Source organism: Blautia sp. CGZ-1-C1 (assembly GCF_056504575.1).
Genome location: NZ_JBWLUT010000148.1, coordinates 14,523 through 38,298, shown reverse-complemented (window position 1 = coordinate 38,298; position 23,776 = coordinate 14,523). Strand labels below are relative to the sequence as shown.

Below are 23,776 nucleotides of genomic sequence, written 5' to 3'. Positions count from 1 at the left end.
TGTCAGGTCATAGTCTGTTCTGTCAGCGATTCCCCAAAGCTCGCCCCATCCGAATGGGAACAGGAACTCTACGTCAGTAGTAGCTTTGCTGTAGAAGCTTAACTCTTCTGCATCATGGTCACGATAACGAACTTCTTCATCCTTCAATCCAAGAGAATGTAACCAGTTCAGGCAGAAGTTCTTCCAGTATGCAAACCACTCAAGGTCTGTATCCGGCTCGCAGAAGAATTCAAGTTCCATCTGCTCGAACTCACGTGTACGGAATGTGAAGTTACCCGGTGTGATCTCGTTACGGAAAGATTTACCGATCTGACCGATACCAAACGGAATCTTCTTACGGGATGTTCTCTGAACATTCTTAAAGTTTACGAAAATACCCTGAGCTGTCTCAGGTCTTAAATATACAGTATTCTTGGCATCCTCTGTAACACCCTGGAATGTTTTGAACATCAGGTTGAACTGACGGATATCTGTAAAGTTATGTTTGCCGCATGTAGGGCATGGTACATTGTGATCTTTAATGAAGTTCATCATTTCTTCCTGAGACCATCCATCTACAGAGCTCTCCAGTTCAATTCCGTTCTCCTGGCTGAAATCCTCAATGATCTTGTCTGCGCGGAAACGCTCATGACATTCCTTACAGTCCATCAGCGGATCAGAGAAGCTTCCCAGATGTCCGGATGCTACCCATGTCTGCGGATTCATCAGAATCGCACAGTCAACACCTACATTGTATGGGGATTCCTGAATAAATTTCTGCCACCATGCACGTTTTACATTATTCTTTAATTCCACACCAAGATTACCATAATCCCATGTGTTTGCAAGACCTCCGTAAATCTCAGAGCCCGGGTAAACAAATCCTCTTGCTTTTGCCAGAGCTATGATTTTGTCCATTGTTTTTTCCATCACAATTCTCCTCGTTCTTTTTTAGGATAATTTATCTCTTTTTGAGATAATTAATTACTGTCTGCTTTGATATCTTTCTGATTTTTCAACGCAATAAACAGCTACAGCTACTGCTATTATAACTGCATCCGTTTTCTTTTTCAAGGTATCTCAGCTCATTATTTCCAGAATTTCCAGACTTTTGAACCGTTTTTCGGTGTTTGAGGCAACATACGTATGAATATGTCGTTCCAGTTCATAGAGTACTTCCTCTGTCACAGTAAATGTATAAAGTTTGCCAAGAGATGTGGTCACTATGTATTGCATAGCATACAAGGCAGGTGCCGATATCCTCTTTGCATCATTTACCTGTCCCAGACAATGTTTGTCCAGAATCCCATGATTCTGCTGGGAAAAGAATATCTCCTCTCCCTCCACCGGCTGTCTTTCACAGCATACACAATGAAACAGCGATGGACACAATCCCTGCGCGGCCATCATGCGAAGTTCAAAGATACAACGCACCAGCCGGTCTTCAATATGTGGATTCAAGAGAGCCTTTACTGTCACATACAGAAGATTCATGGATTCTTTCTCGTCCGTACCCTCCTGGCCGAAATAATCCGCAAGCTCCAGAAAATAATATCCGTAATAGATTCCCGGCTGTTCTCCTGCCAGTTCTACAAAGTGATGAGTTATGGATACCTGATTCAGATTATAACTGGAACGACCTTCATAAAGGGTAAATGTTCCAAATACAAAAGGATTTGCAGCTGCCAGAAACTGACTGTTCGGACGGCGTGCTCCCTTTGCAAATGCAGATATCTTTCCTCTCTCTCTTGTGAGAAGAACGATCCTCTTATCATATTCTCCTACCGGCATGGCAGAGAGCACTACTCCCTGCACTGTTATCAAATCACTCATTCACTCTGTTCCTTAAATACTTTTTATTACTTTTAATACCTTTGGTACACCGGATAACTCTATGATACTCTATCAGATTTCTTTCTTATCGTAACCAAAGTTCTTAATCAAAAAATCACTGTCTCTCCAGTCTTTCTTTACTTTTACCCAAAGTTTCAGGTTTACTTTCGATTCCAGCATACGTTCAATCTCGTATCTCGCGTTGCTGCCGATTTTCTTTAACATAGCTCCCTGTTTGCCAATGATAATTCCCTTATGAGACTCTCTCTCACAGATAATGGTCGCATCAATATCCACGATTGGTTTCTTGCCCGGACGTGTTTTCATCTGATCGATAGCAACTGCAATTCCATGAGGAATCTCTGCATCCAGTGCATGGAGAGCTTTCTCGCGGATTACCTCAGCCACAATCTGGCGCTGTGGCTGATCTGTAACTGTATCCTCATCATAAAACATCGGTCCATATGGAAGATATTTCAGAATACATCCAATGATATCCTCTGTGTTCTGTCCTCGCAGTGCAGAGCATGGAATGATTTCCGCAAAATCACATACCTTACGGTAAGTATCGATTGCCGGAAGAATCTCCTCTTTTGAAACGGTATCGATCTTATTAATGATCAGAATCACCGGCACTCCGATATTCTGAAGCTGTTCTGCAATATGGCGTTCTCCCGCACCGATAAATGTACTCGGCTCTACCAGCCACATAATGGCATCCACTTCTTTTAAAGTTCTCTCTGCCACCTGCACCATATATTCGCCCAGCTTATTCTTCGCCTTGTGGATACCCGGTGTATCAAGGAATACGATCTGTCCCTCATCACAGGTATACACTGTCTGGATACGGTTTCTGGTTGTCTGTGGTTTCTTAGATGTGATAGCAATCTTCTGACCGATCAGATGATTCATCAGAGTAGATTTACCAACGTTTGGTCTTCCGATGATTGCTACAAATCCTGATTTAAAATTTTCGTTCATTCTATCCTTTTCCTTATATTATTTTTAACAGTTGACCAGTGATTTCACTTCCATCAGTATATCGGAAGCTTCTGATACCTTGCTCTCACTTCCCACAACACAGATCTGGTCTGCTGCAAGAACTGCTTCAATAATCTCAGCAAGTGCGCGGATATCCTCTACGGACGCATTCAGAATCTGATCACGTTCTTTCTGGATCATCTCTTCTGTCACGCCACAGAAATAAGCTGTTTTGGAAACAGCACCCTTCATCTGAGGTGTCTTCGGTACATCCTTGCCACTGATGGTGCCAATCACATATTTCGTCATATCTCTCTCATCTGCCTGGAAATTACGGATATAATCCGGGATTCCTTTATATACATCCAGAGTACGTTTCAGATGCGGATCACGATAGGAAACCAGATAACTCTCACCATTTCTCTTAAATCCGCTCATACAGCCATAAGCGCCGCCTTTTACACGCAGATTAATCCACAGATAATCATAGCTTAAGATAACTTTCAGAATTTCCAGCGCTCCTGTGTATTCCAGACCTTTCTTCTTAAAGTTACCGGTCTGAGCCACATACTGAACCTGTCCGGAGGTCTTAAATCCCTCATTCTTCTTTGTACAGATCAGTTTATCCTTTGATTTCTCTGCCGGTTCTGTACAAAGTCCTGCCTTTACAGATGCTGCCAGCTTCTTAACTGTTTCCAGAGATTCTTTCTCACCTGTATAACTGATCATAAAGTTCTCCGGGCGGAGAATTTCTTTCATAAGTTTGCGAAGTTCCTCTACAGTTTCATCTTTCCTCTGGTCAAAGTCTTTCTCCAGTTTCTCGATAAACTGATAATATCCGATACCCGCCATCTCATCCTGAAAAGCTGCCATCGGTGAAGAATAAGCAGTTGCTCTCAGTACAGCAGTAGAATGTCCGGCACCTGTCAGGCTTACCTGCGCGCGAGATTTCACAGAAGCAATAATCTCATAGAGACGCTTGGTATCCTCCAGTCTGGAAGTATTAAGAATCTCCTGGATCATTTTGAAAAGAAAATCCATCTTTGTATAAAGTGCCTTACCTCTTACAGAGAACATTGCCTGAAACTCTTCTGTTGAATCTGCTCTGTCAAATACCTCCACTCCACAGTTAATACCACCTGTGTTGGCATTGATCTCATTAAACAGTTCTCCGTATGTGTAATCTTTCGTGTCAACATAGCCCAGTACTGATTTCAGCAATCCCAGATATGGAATCTGTTCCGGTGCAATGCTGTCTGTTTTAAACATCAGATCTACATAACCGATACCATTTGTGCATACATCATGATAAAGGAACAGACTGTCGTCTACAGATAATTCTTCATTTACAAACTTTGCAGCCTCTTTCTTAATGTCACTTCTCTTTAACATTGGAATGCATTCCAGCGCTTCCTGATCCTCTTCAGCTTCCTGATATGCTTCCAGTGCTTTGGTTTTCTCAACCATAGCATTCAGCTCCTGTTCAGAAAGGCTGCTTCTGTATGCTTCCAGTTTTTCTTCCAGCTCTTTCTCACGTTTGGCTGCCAGACCTTTCTTCGGAACAAGGGTAAGAACACAGCCATGAGGGTTCTCAAGAAGATATTTGCGTATCAGTTCCTCAAAATATCCTTCGTTAACTGCCGCTTTCAGTTTCTCAAATACCTCCAGCTGCTGCACCTGTGCGAAAGGATTTCCCTGTTCATACAGCCAGTCTCCCAGAATATCCAGACTGTACATCAGTCCCTTTGGATAAGATGAGAAGTCTGCCTCACGATAACGGAATTCAAAGTAATTGATTCCTGCCTCTATCGCCTTCTTATCGATTCCATTCTTGACAATGTCTCCAAGTACCTGTCGGATCACAGATAAAAATTCTTCTTTCTTATCCGGATTAGAGCCCTTCGCAATTACTGTAAAGTATGGCTGAAGAATACCATCGTCATAAGAGCCATAGACATCCTTACCTGCCTTTGCATCGAGAAGTGCCTGTTTCAGCGGTGCTCCCGGTGCGCTTAAAAGTGCATAATCGAGTACTTCAAACGCCATAGCCATCTGACTGTCTGAAGCATTTCCGGCAACCATGTTATAAGAAAGATACGTATTATCCTCTTCTCCCTCATTCTCTGCAACCGGATACTCCAGTACCACATCCTGGCATTTTTCAAACGCTTTCTGCTCCTGAATCACAGAGTCTACATCCAGATAATCAAAATTGGACAGATAATGCTCATCCAGGAATTTAAGTTTCTCTTCCATATCCATATTTCCATACAGATAAATATAGCTGTTGGATGGATGATAATAAGTTCTGTGGAAATTCAGGAAATTTTCATAGGTAAGGTCCGGAATATTCTTCGGATCACCACCTGATTCGCATCCATAGGTAGTGTCAGGAAAAAGGTGATTCATAATCTCACGTTCCAGGACTTCATCCGGTGAGGAAAAAGCACCTTTCATCTCATTGTATACGACACCGTTATATTTCAATGGTCCTTCCGGCTGTTCCAGATGATAGTTCCAGCCTTCCTGGCGGAAAATCTCTTCGCGTTTATAGATATTCGGATAAAATACCGCATCCAGATAAACATGCATCAGATTCTGAAAATCCTGGTCATTACAGCTTGCCACAGGATAGCATGTTTTGTCCGGATAAGTCATCGCATTCAGGAATGTGTTCAGAGATCCTTTTACAAGTTCTACAAAAGGATCTTTTAACGGAAAGTCATTAGATTCGCAAAGTACACTGTGCTCCAGGATATGCGCAACACCAGTGCTGTCCTTAGGCGGTGTACGGAATGCGATATTAAATACTTTATTCTCATCATCATTCTCGATCAGCATGACTCTGGCGCCAGTTTTCTTATGGCGAAGAAGCCATCCCTTAGAATGAATATCTGTCAGTTCCTCTTCTGTCACAACTTCATAAGCTGTCAAATTCTCTTTGTTCATGTATGCCTCCAGTAATTTTTTATTGGCGTATCCTTATCTCTTATAATCCGCCTTCTCCCGGAAAATGATCCTCGTAAGCTTCTCTTGCTGCCCTTGTGATGATTTCCAGTTCCTGCTGCATATTAATTTCCTCTGGAAATGCAACTGCAGTCGTATATATATCATTCTGAAGCTTATTCTTTGCACTCTTCTCGCTGATAGGAATAATTCCACACAAAGTTGTATTATATGTCTTGTCCTTCTCACAAAGTTCCATATAAGTCTTTACCATATGGCAGCACTCTCTGTAAAGCAGTTCTCTGTGAAGTTCACTCTTCTCCTGCAATTCTTTGAATTTCATTCTGGCAAGATTCTTCTCAACTTCCTTGCGTGCTCTCTTACCGCCAAACATTCTTCCAGCAGCATCTTTACTGTATTCCATAGCCATCCACAATGCCAGGTATCCATCTGCGCGTGTATCCGGGCCCAGTTCTGAAGGACCGCCATAGCGAATCTCCCAGATTTCTTTTCGAACAGCATTTGTCTCTTCGTCTTCCCCTGCTGCGATAGACTGATCAAGAAACATCTTTCTCTTCATCGGGTCATGCTCTTTGTAATAAAGAGCAATTGTTGGTGTATCTGTCATATATATTTATCCTTTCCAGTTACTGTCTTAAAACTTTTTTCTAACGTATATCACGGTTCTTCATAAGTAAGTTCTGTCTCTGCAAGAGAAAGTGCCTCCTCAATAACCTGATCCATATCCATGTAACGATACATGCCAAGTCTTCCGCCAAAGATCACATTCTTCTCTTCTAATGCGCGGCGCTCATATTTGTCAAACAGCTCACTGTTCTTCGGATCATTTACCGGATAATATGGCTCTTTGCCTTTCTCCCATTCCGCAGGATATTCTCTGGTGATAACAGTCTTTGGCTGTGTACCGAACTCAAAATGCTTATGCTCAATGATTCTTGTATACGGAACCTCATAGTCCGTATAATTTACAACTGCATTTCCCTGATAATTGCCCATATCCAGCACTTCTGTCTCAAATCTTAATGATCTGTATTCCAGCTCTCCATAGCAGTAATCATAGAATTCATCAATCATACCTGTAAAGAGTACCTTATCCGCCTGTGCCGTCAGTTCTTCTCTGTTTGCAAAGAAATCCGTATTCAGGCATACCTGTACGCCCTCAAGAAGTTTCTTCACAATGCGGGTATAACCACCTTTCGGAATTCCCTGATAAGGATCCTTAAAGTAGTTATTATCATAAGTATAACGCAAAGGAAGTCTTTTTATGATAAATGACGGCAGATCTTTACACTCTCTGCCCCACTGTTTCCTTGTATATCCTTCTACAAGCTTCTCATATACATCCTGTCCGACCAGGGCAAGTGCCTGTTCCTCCAGGTTCTTCGGATGAGTGATGTGCATTCTTGCGATCTGTCCCTGAATCTTCGCCTTTGCCTCTGCCGGAGTGCGTACTCCCCAGAGCTGATGGAACGTATTCATATTAAACGGCAGGTTATATAATTCATCTTTATAGATTGCAATCGGCGAATTTACGAAATGATTAAATTCTGCAAACTGATTGATATAATCCCATACCTGTTTTCTGGAAGTGTGGAAAATATGTGCACCATATCTGTGTACCTGGATTCCCTCTACTTCTTCTGTGTAAATATTACCGCCAATGTGATTTCTCTTATCGATCACAAGACAGGTTTTTCCCCGTCTGGAAGCCTCATGTGCAAATACCGCACCAAAAAGACCTGCTCCTACTATCAGATAATCATATTTCTTCATGTACGACACCTTCTTCTTCGTAATATAAAAAAGCAGTAACGCTTTTTTTGCGCTACTGCTATTATAACAAATTCATCCGAAAATGGATAGTCTTTCTATTTAATTCTTATTTTGTTACAAAAAACAAATCGGACCGTAGCCTTATTTCCTTCCGGCTACCTCATCGAATACGTCAGTAATCTCTTTAGACGGTGCTTTCGTAGCAAGGCTGAAGATGATGATCATTACAAGGCTGACTGCAAATCCTACTGCCAGAGAGTAAAGACCCGTATAAGTTCCAAGTGTCTGTCCTGCCGCAAGCGGTATGTAATCCCAGATGATAACTGTCAGACCACCGGAAACGATACCTGCAACTGCACCTGACAGATTTGTTCTTCTCCAGAACAGAGACATAACCACAGTCGGTCCGAAAGCAGCTCCCAGACCAGCCCATGCATTAGATACCAGTCCCATAATACTGCTGTTCGGATTCCACGCAATGATAAATGCCACTACAGAAACAGCGATAACTGTGATTCTCGCAACTGTAAGAACCTCCTTTGAATCTGCATCTTTCTTAACAAACTGATGATATAAATCCTCAGATGCCGCAGATGCTGTTACAAGAAGCTGTGAATCCGCGGTAGACATGATTGCTGCCAGGATTCCACAGAGGAAAATTCCTCCGATAAACGGCAATGCCAGATCTGTAGAAAACAGCTTGTTGATCATCTCGATAAATACACTCTCTGCTGAGGAAGCGCCTTCTTCTCCCAGTACAGCCGGAAGCAGATATGCACGTCCGATCACACCAATAAAGCAGGCAGCTGTCAGCGAAAGAATATCCCATACGATCGCAATCACACTGGATTTCTTTAATTCTTTCTCGTTCTTTACAGCCATAAATCGAGTAAGAATATGCGGCATACCACAATATCCAAGTCCCCATGCCAGCTGGGAAAAGATTTCAATAAATGTATATGGGCGCTCTCCGTTCTCAAATGGATTGAGAAACGCTACTGCTCCTCCCGGTGCCCCACTTTGAGTCAGAAGATCACTTAAATTTCCACTTAATGTGAAATAAGCAACCAGCGGAACGATCAGCAGACCGATCAGCATCAGTGTTCCCTGTACAAAGTCAGTTACACATACTGCCATAAATCCACCCATAAAGGTATAGCAGAGAATAACTGCTGCTCCGATTGCCAGTGCAATATGGTAATCAATTCCAAATACGGTGTTAAAAAGCTTACCACCTGCTGCAAGCGCAGAGGCTGTATACACCAGGAAAAAGATTACGATCACAATAGATGAAAGTAATAACAGGATTCTCTTCTTATCCTGGAATCTGTTCTCCAGATATGCAGGAATCGTAAGGGAATTGTTTGCTGCGATCGTATATTTACGAAGTCTGTGTGAAATACAGACCCAGTTTAATACTGTACCGATAAATAAACCTACTGCAATCCAGATCTGGCCTGTTCCAAGAGAATAAATTGCTCCCGGAAGTCCCATCAGAAGCCATCCGCTCATATCCGATGCCTGCGCTGAAAGAGCAGCTACCCAGGCGTTCAGACCACGTCCGCCCAGAAAATAGTCTTCTGAGTTGTTTGTCTTTTTCATATAAACTACACCGATAACTATCATGAACAGAAGATAGACCACAAATGCAGATAATATGATCATTGTTGTACTACTCAAATTCTTTCCTCCTTCTTATCATTTAAATACTTTCCTGCCTGCTTCTGTAAAAGCCCGCAGGATGTTTAACCTTTACATAACGTAAAAATAACCGCGTACCTCTCTTGTACCCGGTTACTTTACCACATTATCTGTGTATCATACAAGTGTATTTCTCATTTTTGGCTATTTTTTTGCCTGTTTTTAGGTTTTACACCTTATTTTGGCATTTTTTATGCCAAAACACCTCGCGGAATAGTGGCATGTGAAAATTAATAAAAAAGATACTTTTTAGAACCTGTTCTTTTTGACACATGTTTTGCATGAGCTCTTTTTTTATCCTTTTTCAAATAAACATTCTTAATATAGGAAATTAACACTTTCTCTCCATGATCATTAAGAATCCTTAACAGTCCCTCCAGATCTCTCTTCGTCTTTGGATGAATAAACCAAAGCTTCTCTTTACTCTTCATAAAATATTCCAAAGGCTGATGCTGGTCATATTTATCACCCAGATAATTTCTGGACGCGCTGATTCTGTCCATTACCATCTCTGCGATATATTTACGCGGCATAGGAACGCCATTGATAATGTGCTCATCTCCTGGCGCATAATCCACCCAGTATTCAAAATGATGTTTATTTCTGCCCTTATGATGCAGCCAGGACTTAGACAGTCCTGTTTCCTCTCGCTCGGCATTATTCGGGCTTCGGTCTCCCTGATAATATTTACATCCAACCAGAAATTCTACCGGTTCATATTTCGACAAGTCATGGAGCAGTCCCTGTTTATACAGACCTGCCCGGAAACAATAATGCATGACCAGCAGTTTATGTCTGGTTATTGTTTTAAAGTGCAGCCACGGGTGCATCTTTCTTCTCCTCCTCTACTGCCAGCAATACCACGATCGTACGCGGTGCGATCTCCAGCTTCTTACTGTATTTTTCTTCGCTTTCTTTAAGGAAGTAATTTTCTTTTTCGGCACTGGTATCAATCACCTTTTTCCAGCGTTTATGTCTCAGATTAGGAAGGGCAAATTCCCTGGTTTCCCAATGAAAATTATATGCGACATAAACAGAAGCATCATCACTTCCATCCGCTTTTTTTGCATAAGCACCATAGTACATGATTCCAAGTAATCTTGAAGTATTCTCTGAATTCATATACCAGGCACGCTCTCCATGAAGTGAAACATCCGGCAGTCCCTTTGTCTTGTAATCTACGCCCCGCAATTCATCCGGCACGTGAAGGATCGGATGCTCTTTACGAAACGCAATCGCACTTTTTACAAATTCAAGCAGTTCCCGATTCTTCTTCATACCCTTCCAGTCAATCCATCCTACCTGGTTGTCCTGGCAATACGCATTATTATTTCCGTTCTGGGAATTTCCTATCTCATCTCCACCATAAATCAGAGGCACTCCCTGGCTGAGCAGCATCATAAGAAACGCATTTCTTATCTGACGTTCTCGCATCTGACGGACCTGCAACTTTCTGCTTGGTCCTTCCACACCACAGTTCCATGAATAATTGTAGCTGCTGCCATCCTGATTATTCTCCTGATTGGCTTCATTATGTCTGTAATTATAGGTTACCATATCATTCAGGGTAAAGCCATCCTGGCAGGCCATGTAGTTGATAACAGCGTAATCTCTCGGATTTCTTCTGAACCTATATGCCGCAGCACCGACCATATCTTCATCACTTTTTAAAAATCTGCGCATATCCTGCTGAAATCCCGGCTCATATTGTGCAATACATTTATTATCGGATTTTTTCTTTTTGATAATCTGATCTGCATTAAAATCGTGAAACATCAGTCGTGTATTACTCAGAATCGCATCATGCATAAGAATTTCTGTCGGAACTCCCTCTCCCAGTAAATGAAAGCCGTCCACATGATAATAAAGTTTCCAGAATTGTAATGCCCGCAATACTACGAGCATGTTGCATTCTTTCGGAAAATACATTTCCATAATACAGGCAATTCCAGCCTGATGTAACTTTTTAATCAGTGTCTTAAACTCTTTCTCCGGGTCATCTGTGGCACAGTAAGATCTCTTTGGCGCAAAATAATAGCCTGGTATGTAACCCCAGAAATTCACGCGGCCCTCTGTACGTTTTTCAGATACCATTTCCTCTTTCTCTGCGTCTCTGCATGTGCCGCTTTCCATGAATTCATATGCAGGCATCAGCTCGATCGTATTAATACCCAGTTCTTTCCAGTATGGAATCATTTCTTCCAGGGCCTGAAAAGTTCCTTTCGTACCTGTTACAGTTCGGTTTGTCTTTGTATATCCTCTTACATGTAGTTTATAAAGAATCATTTCATGGTATGGAATTGATGGTTCTTTATCGCCTTCCCAGTCAAATGCCTCATTTCGGAGAAATCCACATCTTACCTTATGAATATCCGCATCCACTGCCGCACCAAATTTCTCTCTTCCCAGAATCCGGTACGCACAGGGATCGATGTAAACTTTTCCATCTACCATAAAATTATATTCATATGCCTCTGGCTGAAAATCCGGGATGGATAACGCATACATATTCCCGATTCTTTCTTCTTGCGTAAAAGAAATCTCCACAAAAGGTTTTCTTGATCTCTTTTTGTAAAGAACCAGAGATGCCTGGCTGCCCTCCGGTACCTCCACTGCAAAATTACAGCCACCTGAGAGCTTATTTGCACCAGGTACAAGAGCCAGCCCCTTTTCTGTTCTTATCTTTCTGCGTTCAACCATCTCTTCGTCTCCTCCATCTTCTTTCTTACTGCTTATGTCTGTCCATATGATATGCCATCCCTGTCAATCGTCACTGTTCTCTCTACGTCTTGCAACATACTTTGTGATGTGCATCAATCTAATTCTATCTCAAGTTCTACCGGACAATGGTCTGAACCCATGATATCAGAATGAATTTCAGCGCCTTTTAGCTTATCTTTCAGCTGTGGAGAAGTGATAAAATAGTCAATTCTCCATCCCGCATTCTTCTCTCTCGCCTTAAAGCGGTAAGACCACCAGGAATATCTTCCTTCCACATCCGGATAAAAATAACGGAACGTATCTATAAATCCGCTCTCAAGTACCTTATCAAAACATGCTCTTTCTTCATCTGTAAAGCCAGCGTTTTTACGATTTGTCTTTGGATTCTTTAAGTCAATTTCTTTATGGGCAACATTGAAATCGCCACAGCAAATCACCGGTTTCTTCTCCTGTAATTTTAAAAGATATGCCAGGAAATCCTCTTCCCAGTGCATACGGTATTCCAGTCTGCGTAATTCACTCTGGGAATTTGGTGTATATACAGTCACAAGATAAAAGTTCTCAAATTCCAGAGTGATCACTCGTCCTTCTTTATCATGCTCTTCGATTCCCAGACCGTAAGCTACAGATATCGGTTCTTTCTTTGTAAAAACAGCAGTTCCGGAGTAGCCGCGTCTGTTCGCATAATTCCAGTACTGATGATATCCCGGAAGTTCCAGTTCTACCTGTCCCTGCTGACACTTCGTTTCCTGCAGGCAAAAAATATCTGCGTCAAGCGCAGCAAAACTCTCTTCAAATCCCTTGCCAATGCAGGCACGGATTCCATTTACATTCCATGAAATTAATTTCATATAAGCTGATCCCCTTATAATCTGAATATTTACTATAAACACTGTCTTTATCCATTATAACACGTTTTGCACCTGTAACAAACATCTTTTTATATTGTAGTGTAGTTACTAAGAACAGCAGCTTGCATTCTTACTGTGTTTCTGCTACAATAAAACGAAATTGAGGCGGCAGATATTTCCCCTCTCACTGATAAAAAAGAAAGAATGAGGAATATAAAATGAGTGACGAATTTACATTTGGCGGATGTAACCCAAGTGACTGCGCTTCCTGCGGCGGCGGATGTGATTCCAGCAGTGGATGTGGCACATCTGAAGAGCACAAAACTATCACACTTACCATGGAAGATGATACCGAGGTAGAATGCGCGATCCTTACTATTTTCCCGGTAGATGCAAAAGAATACATTGCACTTCTCCCACTGGACGAGAATGGACAGAACCAGAATGGTGAAGTTTACCTTTATACATTTGCCCGCACAGAAAGCGGCGATCCTATGCTTTCCAACATCGAAAGTGACGAAGAATACGCAAAAGCTGCTGTTGCTTTTGATACAGTTCTTCAGAACGCAAAGGATTCTCTCGAAAAGATCGACTAATTTAAAATAAGAATCTCTTACATTTTGTAAATGTCGGAGATTCTTATTTTTTATATATTTCATTTCCCATCAGAAAATTTCTATCTCTTCTGCTTTTCAATATTCATATATTTCTATTTGCCGATTATTGACTTTTGCAATCGTAATACCTATTAAGGCAAACTCTTATTTTAAGCGAATCAAGTAAGTGTCTGCCCAAAGTCCTGACTTATATATCGTACACACTGCGCACTTTCAGGTTTTCTGGTTTTCCATCAAGGATTTTTACTCTGCGTTCGCCTGCATTCATATCGAAGTAATTATCCTCCAGAATCAGATCGTCGTTCTCATTCTGAATTTCTACGCTCTTAGCATAGGCTTCTGCACTGACAATAATCTCATCCCCTTCCACTCTCACTGAAAGCTTCGGATCCTGGTAATGGAAATATTTCGGATAGGAGAAAATCACTGTTCCCTGAGAAATAATCTTCTCATTCTCCCATGCTTCATAGCTTACATATTCATTGAAGCAGTCAATTCCCGGAAGTTCTACTTTATCCATCCACACACTGGAAAGCGCAGGAACTTCTACCCACCGTTCTTCCTGTCGCAGGATTTTGGCACTGGCATCACGCACTGCAAATTTTACAAGCACTTTACGCGCAGACAGAGTCTCATTTGTCACATTCAGGCGGATAGATTTCTCAAATTCGAAATGCTGACGGTTCATATCCGCTTCCACTGTCATCCAGCTCTGCTCCTCGCAGGAAAGCATTACCGGTGCAAAGAACCTCTTAGCATAATAATGAAGAGCTTTCCATCTTCCATAATAATCAATGGATGACCAGGAAATAACCGGCCAACAGTCATTTAACTGCCAGTAGATTGCTCCCATACAGCGACCTCGGTTTCTACGGTAATGTTCTACTCCATAGCGGATTCCATCTGCCTGAAGAAGCTGGGATGCATAAACAAAATCGCTGAAGTTCTCAGGATAACGGTATGCTGCCTGCATGTATTTGGCAATTTTTCCATTTCCTCCGTAATTTCTCTGATGTTTCTCCATCACATAAGAAAATGGATTCAACTCTCTCGGATCATCTGTTACTGTTTCAAGCGTTTTTACAGACGGGAATGACTGAAAACCAAACTCAGATGCATATCTGAAGAAATATTTGCGATATTCCGCAAATGGCTTGTTTCCATGCCATACCTCCCAGTAATGCACATCTCCACGATTCGGATCATTCGGCTCATCAAAAGATCCGCCTGACGACGGACTTGCCGGCCAGTAAAATGTATCAGGATCATATTCTCTGAGTACTTCCGGAATAATACGCTCATACATCAGCAGATAGCTCTCACCTCTGTAGGTTTCGTTACCCAATTACCCTGTTTTACAAACATTTCCATCTCATTATTGCCACACCACAGTGCAAGTGACGCATGATGACGGATTCTTTTGATATTATCAATAAATTCCTGACGGATATTCGCCTCAAATTCCGGTGTCAGTTCATAGACCGAGCAGGCAAACATAAAGTCCTGCCATACCATCAGACCAAGTTCATCACAAAGATCAAAGAACCAGTCCTCCGGATAATAACCGCCGCCCCAGACACGAATCGTGTTAAAGTTTGCTCTCTTACACTGAAGAAGCAATTCTCTGGTACGTTCCTTTGAGGTTCTCTGCAGCAGATTATCCTCTGGAATATAGTCTGCACCCATTGCAAAAACCTGATAGCCATTCACTTCGTGAGCAAAGCTTTCTCCCCACTCATCTTTCTCAATGTGCATGGTCAGTGTCCGAAGTCCGATTTTCTTACACCAGGTATCGACGGTTTTATCTCCTGCTTTCAGGTCTACCTGAACCTGATATAATGGCTGCTCTCCCAGACCGTTTGGCCACCAGAACTGTGGATTCTCGATTACGATTTCATCCGGAGATCCGTCACTTACAATTTTCGTTCCATCTGGCGCAGTTACTGTAACTTCATATTCCAGTAAATCCTCATCTGCTTCACTTTCCACGCCCTGATCAGGCATCTCTGCGCTGTTTTTTTCATCTGTATCAATTTCCGCTTCGTCTACTGTCTCCACATCCACTTCCGGAATCAGCAGTACTTTTCCATCCTCATGTACCTGACGGATATATACGCTGTCCAGTCTGGCTGACTCGATTCCCAGAAGAGTTACAGGACGGAAAATACCGCCATCCGGCAGACAGGCACCCCAGTCCCATCCAGACATATAATGTGCTTTACGAAGATGCATAAATCCCTCTACTGTGTCCTGCGTTTCCCAATACTTTTATACTTTTTAAAAGCTTCTGCCATGAATTTCAACGGTGATCTGATGATAACCCGAAGTGTATTCTCGCCTTCCTGTAACAGTTCTCCAACCGGAAATTCCCAGACTCTGTGCATATTGTCTGCTTTTCCCAGATAACATTCATTCAGATAAATATCCGCGATCGTATCAATTCCGTCAAATCTCAGAATTACTTCCTGACAATTCTCAAACTGTTTCTCATCATATGTAAATACAGTCCGATATTCGTAATCCTCCTCCATCAACGCTTTCGCCTGATATTCGTTGTCTCCAAAGAATGGATCAGGCATCTTTTCCGCTTTAAGAAGCGCTGAATAGATATCCCCCGGCACCTGTGCAGGAATCCAGTCCTGTTTCTTAATATCACATAGCTGCCAATTCTCATGAAGCTGTAATTCTATCATTTGCTTTGTCCCCCATGTTAAATTTTTTGAAATGCTATCGTTTATAAATACCTATAGCTATCATAGCACATCCCCTCTTCTCCAATCAATCATATAATCTTGACATTCCCCGAATTTCTATGCAAAATAAAAGAAAGTCAAAACTATGATTGGAGCATATCAAAATGAAAAAAAAATTATATACCATTCCGCTTAACGACGCTGTTAATGCCAATGACGAGTGTCCTTTTTGTTTCATCGAGCGTGAACTGGAACAGAATTCACTGGATTTCGTACTTGGAAACAGTTCTTCTTATATGGAGAGTGATATTCGTGATCAGACGGATAAGGCAGGATTCTGTAAAGTACATATGAAGAAAATGTTTGATTACGGAAATACGCTTGGCAATACACTGATTCTTCAGACACATTACCATAAGCTTCGCGAAGAAATGAAAAAGCAATTCGATTCTTTCACACCCGGAAAGTCATCGATTTTAGGACGTTTTCGCCGTTCAGATGCAGTCACAGACAAAAATACGCTTGCTGCCTGGGCTGCTTCTAAAGATTGCAGTTGTTTTATCTGCCAGAATATTTCGGATACTTTTGCACGATATGTGGAAACTTTCTTCTGGCTATATCGCCAGGACAATGAGTTCAAAAACAAGATTTTGTCTGGAAAAGGTTTCTGTCTGCACCACTTCGGAGTGCTCTGTGATAATGCAGACAAATATCTGAATGATAAAGAAAAAGCAGAATTTTACCCTGCTATGTTTAAGCTGATGGATGAGAATTTCCAGCGCATGGAAGAAGACCTCGTATGGCTGTCAGATAAATTTGACTACAGAAACAAAGATGCCGACTGGAAAAATTCAAAGGATGCCCTGCAGCGTGGCATGCAGAAACTGCGAAGTGGATATCCTGCAGATCCGGTATACAAAACAAAATAGACTGTTGACTTATTTAATATTTTTCTATCAATACCATTTGGATAAAAATTATTCTCTCTTAACTGATATAGTTCACTTCTTCCTATATCCATTGTTTAGAGAGAATATTTTTTATTTACTATGAAATTAGTACCTTAAACAAGCGTAAATTCACAATCCATTTTCGTTACATAGTTCTATACCAAATAACTGCTTTACAATTAAAGCAGACGGCTTACTTGATTCGGCTAAATGAATATTTTAAATTTTTTATCCTATAACTCTATATTATGATTCCCTCAATCTCCACATCCGCATCTACATCCTGCGTATAGTCAATATCCTCATAGCGGAATCCGAACATATGATAGAAATCTTCCCAATATCCGTCAATATCACAATATTCATTTACTGTATCCGTAGTAACTGCTTCCCAGCATTTTTTTACCTCTTCCTGAATCTCCGGTGTCAGTTCATAGTCATCCATACGGATAAATCCATTTTCATCTGTCAGAAATCCTTTCGAAGTATAAAGTTTCTGTGTAAAAAGTCTCGCAATCTGCTGGATACAGTTCTCATGGTTTCCTGCCTTCTTCATCACCTTATAAAGAATTGCGAAATACAGCGGCACTACAGGAATAGCCGCACTTGCCTGTGTTACCAGTCCTTTATTTACCGAAATCACTGCGCGTACATCCGGATGCGCCTGATTGATCTCCGTCATTGTTTTCTGCAAATGCTGCTTTGCTGTTCCGATTGTTCCATGATAATAGATTGGATAGGTAAGCTCCGGTCCGATATAGGAATATGCGACTGTCACTGCATTTTCCGTCAATACATCTGCCGCTTTCAGCGCATCAATCCAATCTGCCCAGTCTTCGCCGCCCATAACTTTCACTGTGCTAATCACTTCTTCATCTGTGGCAGGTTCTACTGTCTTCTCTGTAATCTCGTTATTTCTTAAATCAAGACTCTTCTCTGTAAACGCTTCTCCTGTAGTTTTCAGACAAGATGACCATGTCTTTCCATCCGCATCCGTACGTCTCGGAGCAGCTAGGCTGTACACTACCAGATCTACTTTTCCCAGATCTTTTTTTATCAATTCAATAGCCTTATCTTTTATTTCTTTGGAAAAAGCATCTCCATTAATCGTTTTCGCATAAGCCCCCTTTTCTGCCGCCAGACGGTGAAATTCTGCTGTATTGTACCATCCCGGTGTTGCCGTTCTTCTGCCATTCGCCTGACGTTCAAACATAATTCCCAGGGTATCAGCTCCGCAGTTTTCCAGTGTACAGATACGGGATGCAAGTCCATATCCTGTAGAGCATCCGATAATCAGTGCCTTCTTTGTTCCATTTACAGTTCCCTGCTTACAGGCATAATCTGCCTGATTGCGCACACTCTCTGCGCAGCCCTGCGGATGTGCGGTTGTGCAGATATATTCTCTTACTTTTGGTTCAATAATCATGACTTTTTTCTCCTCAATCTATTTTATACGTATTGCAAATATTTTGATTTTCAAAATATTATACCAGAGAAAAAGCAGAACGTAAAAGAGAAAATCTTTTTTTACACTCTGCCTCTGGTTTTACTCTAAAATTCTTATTTCGCAGTCGTACTTCCAAATCCACCATTACGGATTTCTGATGCCTCATCATCAACTGTGATTCCGTACTCTACAAAGATTCCCTGCATAAATCCTGTATCTGCCGGAATGATAAGAGTCTTATCTTCATTGGAGTCATTTGTGATCTTTGCAAAAATATGTCCTTCATTATCGGAATAGAAATAATCACTGTCAATGATTCCAACTGTATTATTAAGCTGCAGGCGGTATTTAAATCCCAGACCGCTTCTCGGATAGCATTTCAGTACCCATTCCGGCTGCATTTCTACGCGAATTCCGGTAGGGATTTTCACTGTTTCACTTGGTTTGAGTGTGAATTCTGCCGGTGCAAAGAAATCATAACCCGCACTCCCTGCTGTTGCTCTCTTTGGCAGGCGGATTGCTTCGTATATTTTCTCTGCTTCTTCCTGAGACTGTGCAAATGTATCAATCCAGTCTGCTGTGAAGCGTTCTTTGCTTACTTTGTGAAATTTCGCAATTCGTTTCATCTGTGTTTTCCTCCTATTTAGCAAAACAGGCAGTTCAGGTACACCTGAAGCATACTTGAACTGCCTGTATCTATTTCTTTATTAATGCAATACGATTTTTCCTTCATGAAGAGTTCTGGGAACATCGATCACTCTCTGATTGCTGGAACCTTTCCATTTCAGGGAAAGTTCTTTCTTGTCCACCTCAAATTCACCGTCTACACAGACATCCAGATAACGCACGATCTCTTCGCGACAGATTTCTTCCCATCTGAAACCTGTATAAAGCCAGATCGTTTTGCCCGGATATCTCTTTCTGATTTCCTTCGCAAAGGATGTTACCTCAGTGATATTTGCCGGGTGCAGTGGATCTCCACCTGAAAATGTGATTCCGCTTACGTAATCCTTATCCAGTTCCGCAAAAATCTCTGCGCGCTCTGCCTCGCCGAAAGGCAGTCCGCCGTTTGGATCCCAGGTGACAGGATTCTGGCACTGTGGACAGCAGTGATTACATCCTGCCACCCAGAGAACTACACGAAGCCCGTCGCCGTTAAGCATATCGTCCTTGGTAATATTATGGTATCTCATATTTTTTACGCTTCTTCCGGTACATCTTTCATGCTGAAGCTGATTCTTCCCATCTTGTCTTTGCCAAGGCATACAACCTTAACTTTATCGCCAAGTGTGAGAACATCTTCAACACGGTTGATTCTTTCTTTGCAGATTTTGGAAATGTGAACCATTCCTTCTTTGCCCGGTGCAAATTCAACAAATGCGCCAAACTCTTTGATGCTGACAACTTTACCTGTAAAGATCTGTCCTGCTTCGAAATCAGTAGAAATGATCTTAATCATGTTAGCTGCCTCATCCATGCTCTTCTGATCTACGCCACAGATAGATACAGCACCTTCGTCTGTGATATCAATCTTAACACCTGTACGCTCGATGATTGTGTTGATAGTCTTTCCTCTCTGACCTACAACATCACCGATTTTCTGAGGATCGATCTGAATCTGGATGATCTTCGGTGCATATTCACCTACAGTAGTACGCGGAGCTGCGATGCACTTCTCCATAACTTCTGTCAGGATATACTCTCTTGCTTCTTTTGTACGTCTGATTGCTTCTTCAACGATCGGTCTTGTCAGTCCATGGATCTTGATATCCATCTGGATTGCTGTGATACCATCATGTGTTCCGGCTACCTTGAAGTCCATATCTCCGAAGAAGTCCTCAAGTCCCTGGATATCTGTCAGAACAATGTAATCATCATCTGTATCACCAGTTACCAGACCACAGGAAATACCTGCTACCGGTTTCTTGATCGGTACACCAGCTGCCATCAGAGACATTGTAGATGCACAGATGCTTGCCTGAGAAGTAGAACCGTTGGATTCAAATGTCTCAGATACAGTACGGATTGCATATGGGAATTCCTCTTCACTTGGAAGTACAGGAACCAGTGCTCTCTCAGCAAGTGCGCCATGTCCGATTTCACGACGTCCCGGTCCTCTGGATGGTTTTGTCTCACCTACAGAGTAGGACGGGAAGTTATAGTGATGCATATATCTCTTTGTAGTTTCAAACTCATCAAGTCCGTCAAGTCTCTGAGCTTCTGCAAGAGGAGCCAGAGTTGTGATTGTACAGATCTGTGTCTGTCCACGTGTAAACATAGCAGAACCATGTACTCTCGGGATGATATCTGTCTCTGCTGCCAGAGGACGGATTTGTGTGATTGCACGACCATCCGGACGTTTGTGGTCTTTTAAGATCATCTTACGGACAGTCTTCTTCTGGTACTGGTATACAGCCTCTCCCAGAACTGCAAGCCATTCTTCGTTATCAGCGAAAGCTTCTTTCAGTTTCTCTGTTACCTGGCGGATATTCTCTTCTCTTGTCTGTTTGTCATCAGAGAATACTGCAACTTCCATTTCTTCCGGTGGTACGATTTCTTTCATTGCTGTGAAAAGTTCTTCCGGAACAGCGCAGGATTCATAGCTGTGTTTCGGTTTTCCGCATTCTTCTACGATCTTATCGATAAATTTAATGATTTCCTGGTTTACTTCATGAGCTTTGTAGATAGCTTCAATCATCTTATCTTCCGGAACTTCTTTTGCGCCGGCTTCGATCATGATTACTTTCTCTCTTGTAGAAGCTACTGTAAGCTGAAGTTCGGAAACATCTTTCTGTGCCATAGTAGGGTTGATAATATATTCACCATTGATCAGACCAACCTGTGTGGTAGCACACGGACCATCAAACGGAATATCTGAAATGCAGGTTGCAATAGCAGAACCCAGCATAGCCGGAATCTCAGGATTACACTCAGGATCAACAGACATAACCATGTTTACCAGTGTTACATCGTTTCTGTAATCTTTCGGGAACAGAGGACGCATAGGTCTGTCAATTACACGGGAAGTAAGGATAGCATGTTCGCTTGCCTTTCCCTCTCTTTTGTTAAATCCTCCAGGGATCTTACCTACTGCATACATTTTCTCTTCATATTCAACACTTAACGGGAAGAAATCGATTCCCTCTCTTGGCTCTTTAGATGCTGTTGCTGTAGATAAAACTGTAGTATCGCCATAATGCATTAATGCAGCACCGTTTGCCTGTTTCGCAACACGGTTGATATCTACTGTTAAGGTTCTTCCAGCTAATTCCATGGAATAACTTTTGTACATACGTTCATTCTCCTTTTTTCATAATTCTGTTGTCATTTTCTGTTACCGTTCACTGCATGTCCGGTAATTACTTTATTCTTTTCAAATTTGTCTGTTCCGTCTGCTGACAATCTTGTCCATCAACGTTCAGACTTCTTATGAAATTGTCACATTAAAACAGGAGTCCGAAACAACTGAAAAAACTACTTTTCAGGCAAATATATCTACCTGCTTTGTTACTTTCCTATGCAAAATAATCTTTTCAGTAGTCTCGGAAATAACTCCTGTCATGTTTCGCAGCTTCTGAATATGCAGATGCAATCGAAACAACAAGCCACCGCAATCCTGGAAAACACCATATTTTACAGAACTGCCATAATACATAAAAAGAGAGGCGGATGGAAATCCGCCCCCTTCCGCATACTAAAAGGCTATTATTTTCTTAAGCCTAATTTCTCAATCAGTGCACGGTATCTTTCGATGTCTGTTTTCTTCAGGTAAGCTAACAGTCCACGTCTCTGACCTACCATTTTCAGAAGACCACGTCTGGAATGATGATCTTTATGGTTTGTTTTTAAATGCTCTGTAAGTTCCTGAATTCTTGCTGTAAGAACTGCTACCTGTACTTCCGGTGATCCTGTATCTCCTTCAGTTCTTGCATATTCTTTCATGATTGCTGCTTTCTTTTCTTTTGAAATCATTTTGATTTCCTCCTGTATTCTATAATTATTATTGATTGACCGCCACATATTAAGGGATGGTCGGAGTGTCCTGTCCCTGAACATGGGCTAAATTCACCTTGGTTAGTATAGCACATTGATTTCAGCGTGTAAACTACTTTTTTAGAAAATAATTTACAGAAAAATAATTTTGTTACTGTTCACACACATCGCGGGATAGTGGTGTGTGAACAGTCACTTAATCTCTCAGAAACTGTTCATAAATCTTCCTTTGATATGTCTTTTGCCAATTTTCTCCGAATTCTGTTAAATCTGTTTCGTATTTTTATTCTTGTTTATTCCACATCGCTTTAACACAATTTTCTACTGCCTGTTTTTTAACACAACTCATTTTTCAAAAAATACTCCTGTCCTTTTACTGCATCTTTCTCCAACTGGCTTTTAAGTGCTTCCAGCGAAGAGAATTTCTGCTCGGGTCTGAGGAATTTTTTGAAGTCTACTTTACAGTATTCCCCGTACAGATTTTCATTGCAGTCAAACAGATATGTCTCCACACCGATAAATTTCTCACCGCCAACCGTAGGTTTATGCCCTACATTGGTGATTCCCTGATAACTTCTGTCTTTGAAATGAGAAACTGTGATATAAACACCATTTGGCGGCATCAGTTTCTCTGCCGGTGGAATCAGGTTCGTAGTCGGGAGAAGGTATTTATGCCCCATTCCACGACCATGTTCTATAATCCCTTCCACTGAGAAGTCCGTTCCCATCAGGAATTGAAATTTCTCCATATTCCCTCTGTTTAACTCTTCTCTGATAAATGTGCTGCTGATCTTACGGCGTCCGTCCATTTCTTTCGGAAGGACCTCCGTATGAAATCCATATTTTTTTCCGAACTCTTTTAGCATGGCAGGTGTTCCTTTTCGCTCATAGCCAAAGCGAAAATCCTCTCCAACCGCCACATAGGAGATCTGAAGGTCCCCTATCAATATTTCTTTTATAAAATTCTCTGCTTTCATATGCCGCATCTTCTCGGTAAGCGGACACTCAAGCAGTACATCCACTCCCATTTCTTCCAGAACGCGGCATCTCTCTTCCTTTGTGAGGATTGTTCTTGAGGCAGTACCAAGTGCAAGCACAACAGCCTGTGCACCTTCCTGTTTCTGCTCAATAATTTTCTCAACCAGTTTCTGATGTCCACGGTGTATGCCGTCAAACTTCCCAAGTGTTACCGCACTGTGTGAAATTCTGGGAAAATCATTTTCAATCCTTAAGTATTCCATCATGTCTCCTAAAATCATTCCTGTTTACA

Annotated in this window: 21 protein-coding genes; 2 read left to right on the top strand and 19 right to left on the bottom strand. The window is 41.7% G+C overall.

What is annotated here, in order from left to right:
- From AC058W_RS13960 to AC058W_RS13915, 10 genes are all read right to left on the bottom strand, one after another.
- Positions 1-909: glycine--tRNA ligase (locus tag AC058W_RS13960; RefSeq protein WP_479390218.1), on the bottom strand; the 909-nt coding region annotated here is incomplete at its 3' end.
- A 150-nt stretch (positions 910-1,059) separates the two neighbouring features.
- Positions 1,060-1,812, bottom strand: a complete 753-nt coding sequence (gene recO / locus AC058W_RS13955) for a DNA repair protein RecO (RefSeq protein ID WP_117844949.1) — start codon at positions 1,810-1,812, stop codon at positions 1,060-1,062.
- Positions 1,813-1,884: 72 nt separating this feature from the next.
- Entirely contained in the window at positions 1,885-2,793 is a 909-nt protein-coding gene (gene era / locus AC058W_RS13950) for a GTPase Era (protein WP_119242429.1), read from the bottom strand.
- Between the two features lie 24 nt (positions 2,794-2,817).
- A complete protein-coding gene (locus AC058W_RS13945; protein ID WP_479390217.1) occupies positions 2,818-5,742 on the bottom strand; it encodes an insulinase family protein in 2,925 nt (974 codons plus the stop codon).
- Between the two features lie 40 nt (positions 5,743-5,782).
- A complete protein-coding gene (locus tag AC058W_RS13940) occupies positions 5,783-6,367 on the bottom strand; it encodes a DUF6553 family protein (protein ID WP_117676272.1) in 585 nt (194 codons plus the stop codon).
- Between the two features lie 50 nt (positions 6,368-6,417).
- Positions 6,418-7,533 carry a UDP-galactopyranose mutase gene (gene glf / locus AC058W_RS13935; protein ID WP_117844941.1) on the bottom strand — a complete coding sequence of 372 codons (1,116 nt, stop codon included), beginning with the start codon at positions 7,531-7,533 and terminating at the stop codon, positions 6,418-6,420.
- A 141-nt stretch (positions 7,534-7,674) separates the two neighbouring features.
- Positions 7,675-9,213 carry a sodium/proline symporter PutP gene (gene putP / locus AC058W_RS13930; protein ID WP_479390216.1) on the bottom strand — a complete coding sequence of 513 codons (1,539 nt, stop codon included), beginning with the start codon at positions 9,211-9,213 and terminating at the stop codon, positions 7,675-7,677.
- Positions 9,214-9,464: 251 nt separating this feature from the next.
- Positions 9,465-10,064 carry a DUF5662 family protein gene (locus AC058W_RS13925; protein ID WP_118591075.1) on the bottom strand — a complete coding sequence of 200 codons (600 nt, stop codon included), beginning with the start codon at positions 10,062-10,064 and terminating at the stop codon, positions 9,465-9,467.
- Positions 10,042-11,934 carry a Type II secretory pathway, pullulanase PulA and related glycosidase gene (locus AC058W_RS13920; RefSeq protein WP_479390215.1) on the bottom strand — a complete coding sequence of 631 codons (1,893 nt, stop codon included), beginning with the start codon at positions 11,932-11,934 and terminating at the stop codon, positions 10,042-10,044. Before AC058W_RS13920 ends, AC058W_RS13925 begins: the two co-directional genes overlap by 23 nt.
- Before the next feature lie 113 nt (positions 11,935-12,047).
- The gene (locus tag AC058W_RS13915; RefSeq protein WP_117676277.1) at positions 12,048-12,806 is read right to left on the bottom strand and encodes an exodeoxyribonuclease III; all 759 of its coding nucleotides are present in this window, start codon (positions 12,804-12,806) and stop codon (positions 12,048-12,050) included.
- A gap of 218 nt (positions 12,807-13,024) precedes the next feature.
- Between AC058W_RS13915 and AC058W_RS13910 the strand changes: the two genes are divergently transcribed.
- Complete coding sequence (locus AC058W_RS13910) at positions 13,025-13,402, top strand: DUF1292 domain-containing protein (protein ID WP_117844937.1); 378 nt, start codon at positions 13,025-13,027, stop codon at positions 13,400-13,402.
- A gap of 208 nt (positions 13,403-13,610) precedes the next feature.
- Here the strand turns inward: AC058W_RS13910 and AC058W_RS13905 are convergent, their stop codons facing one another.
- The 3 genes from AC058W_RS13905 to AC058W_RS13895 are packed head-to-tail and all read right to left on the bottom strand — an operon-like array spanning position 13,611 to position 16,116.
- Complete coding sequence (locus tag AC058W_RS13905) at positions 13,611-14,768, bottom strand: glycoside hydrolase family 2 protein (RefSeq protein WP_479390214.1); 1,158 nt, start codon at positions 14,766-14,768, stop codon at positions 13,611-13,613.
- Positions 14,729-15,655, bottom strand: coding sequence for a glycoside hydrolase family 2 protein (locus tag AC058W_RS13900; protein ID WP_479390213.1), 927 nt, complete (start codon positions 15,653-15,655; stop codon positions 14,729-14,731). Before AC058W_RS13900 ends, AC058W_RS13905 begins: the two co-directional genes overlap by 40 nt.
- A gap of 8 nt (positions 15,656-15,663) precedes the next feature.
- Complete coding sequence (locus tag AC058W_RS13895; protein ID WP_479390212.1) at positions 15,664-16,116, bottom strand: glycosyl hydrolase 2 galactose-binding domain-containing protein; 453 nt, start codon at positions 16,114-16,116, stop codon at positions 15,664-15,666.
- 164 nt (positions 16,117-16,280) lie between these two features.
- Here AC058W_RS13895 and AC058W_RS13890 point away from each other — a divergent pair, with 164 nt between their 5' ends.
- On the top strand, positions 16,281-17,045 hold the full coding sequence (locus AC058W_RS13890; protein WP_479390211.1) for a DUF6062 family protein: 765 nt from the start codon (positions 16,281-16,283) through the stop codon (positions 17,043-17,045).
- 262 nt (positions 17,046-17,307) lie between these two features.
- On the opposite strand, the gene fabV is transcribed toward AC058W_RS13890, so the two are convergent.
- From fabV to AC058W_RS13860, 6 genes are all read right to left on the bottom strand, one after another.
- The gene (gene fabV, locus AC058W_RS13885; RefSeq protein WP_117844933.1) at positions 17,308-18,492 is read right to left on the bottom strand and encodes an enoyl-ACP reductase FabV; all 1,185 of its coding nucleotides are present in this window, start codon (positions 18,490-18,492) and stop codon (positions 17,308-17,310) included.
- Between the two features lie 134 nt (positions 18,493-18,626).
- A complete protein-coding gene (locus tag AC058W_RS13880; protein WP_117676282.1) occupies positions 18,627-19,139 on the bottom strand; it encodes a dCTP deaminase/dUTPase family protein in 513 nt (170 codons plus the stop codon).
- Positions 19,140-19,220: 81 nt separating this feature from the next.
- Positions 19,221-19,706 (bottom strand): anaerobic ribonucleoside-triphosphate reductase activating protein, encoded by a 486-nt coding sequence (gene nrdG / locus AC058W_RS13875; protein WP_117844931.1) that lies wholly within the window; start codon positions 19,704-19,706, stop codon positions 19,221-19,223.
- Between the two features lie 5 nt (positions 19,707-19,711).
- On the bottom strand, positions 19,712-21,805 hold the full coding sequence (locus AC058W_RS13870) for a polyribonucleotide nucleotidyltransferase (RefSeq protein ID WP_117844929.1): 2,094 nt from the start codon (positions 21,803-21,805) through the stop codon (positions 19,712-19,714).
- 413 nt (positions 21,806-22,218) lie between these two features.
- On the bottom strand, positions 22,219-22,485 hold the full coding sequence (gene rpsO / locus AC058W_RS13865) for a 30S ribosomal protein S15 (protein WP_117676285.1): 267 nt from the start codon (positions 22,483-22,485) through the stop codon (positions 22,219-22,221).
- A 356-nt stretch (positions 22,486-22,841) separates the two neighbouring features.
- Positions 22,842-23,747, bottom strand: a complete 906-nt coding sequence (locus AC058W_RS13860) for a bifunctional riboflavin kinase/FAD synthetase (protein WP_178413251.1) — start codon at positions 23,745-23,747, stop codon at positions 22,842-22,844.
- Positions 23,748-23,776 lie beyond the last annotated feature (29 nt).

Bases quoted from the DNA above. Each gene is read 5' to 3' on its own strand.
- AC058W_RS13860 (WP_178413251.1), bottom strand. From the start codon at position 23,747: ATGGAATACTTAAGGATTGAAAATGATTTTCCCAGAATTTCACACAGT.
- glf (WP_117844941.1), bottom strand. From the start codon at position 7,533: ATGAAGAAATATGATTATCTGATAGTAGGAGCAGGTCTTTTTGGTGCG.
- AC058W_RS13900 (WP_479390213.1), bottom strand. From the start codon at position 15,655: ATGCATCTTCGTAAAGCACATTATATGTCTGGATGGGACTGGGGTGCC.
- AC058W_RS13880 (WP_117676282.1), bottom strand. From the start codon at position 19,139: ATGAAACGAATTGCGAAATTTCACAAAGTAAGCAAAGAACGCTTCACA.
- AC058W_RS13920 (WP_479390215.1), bottom strand. From the start codon at position 11,934: ATGGTTGAACGCAGAAAGATAAGAACAGAAAAGGGGCTGGCTCTTGTA.
- AC058W_RS13945 (WP_479390217.1), bottom strand. From the start codon at position 5,742: ATGAACAAAGAGAATTTGACAGCTTATGAAGTTGTGACAGAAGAGGAA.
- recO (WP_117844949.1), bottom strand. From the start codon at position 1,812: ATGAGTGATTTGATAACAGTGCAGGGAGTAGTGCTCTCTGCCATGCCG.
- fabV (WP_117844933.1), bottom strand. From the start codon at position 18,492: ATGATTATTGAACCAAAAGTAAGAGAATATATCTGCACAACCGCACAT.
- rpsO (WP_117676285.1), bottom strand. From the start codon at position 22,485: ATGATTTCAAAAGAAAAGAAAGCAGCAATCATGAAAGAATATGCAAGA.
- AC058W_RS13895 (WP_479390212.1), bottom strand. From the start codon at position 16,116: ATGATAGAATTACAGCTTCATGAGAATTGGCAGCTATGTGATATTAAG.
- AC058W_RS13890 (WP_479390211.1), top strand. From the start codon at position 16,281: ATGAAAAAAAAATTATATACCATTCCGCTTAACGACGCTGTTAATGCC.
- AC058W_RS13870 (WP_117844929.1), bottom strand. From the start codon at position 21,805: ATGTACAAAAGTTATTCCATGGAATTAGCTGGAAGAACCTTAACAGTA.
- AC058W_RS13925 (WP_118591075.1), bottom strand. From the start codon at position 10,064: ATGCACCCGTGGCTGCACTTTAAAACAATAACCAGACATAAACTGCTG.
- AC058W_RS13910 (WP_117844937.1), top strand. From the start codon at position 13,025: ATGAGTGACGAATTTACATTTGGCGGATGTAACCCAAGTGACTGCGCT.
- era (WP_119242429.1), bottom strand. From the start codon at position 2,793: ATGAACGAAAATTTTAAATCAGGATTTGTAGCAATCATCGGAAGACCA.
- nrdG (WP_117844931.1), bottom strand. From the start codon at position 19,706: ATGAGATACCATAATATTACCAAGGACGATATGCTTAACGGCGACGGG.
- AC058W_RS13940 (WP_117676272.1), bottom strand. From the start codon at position 6,367: ATGACAGATACACCAACAATTGCTCTTTATTACAAAGAGCATGACCCG.
- AC058W_RS13915 (WP_117676277.1), bottom strand. From the start codon at position 12,806: ATGAAATTAATTTCATGGAATGTAAATGGAATCCGTGCCTGCATTGGC.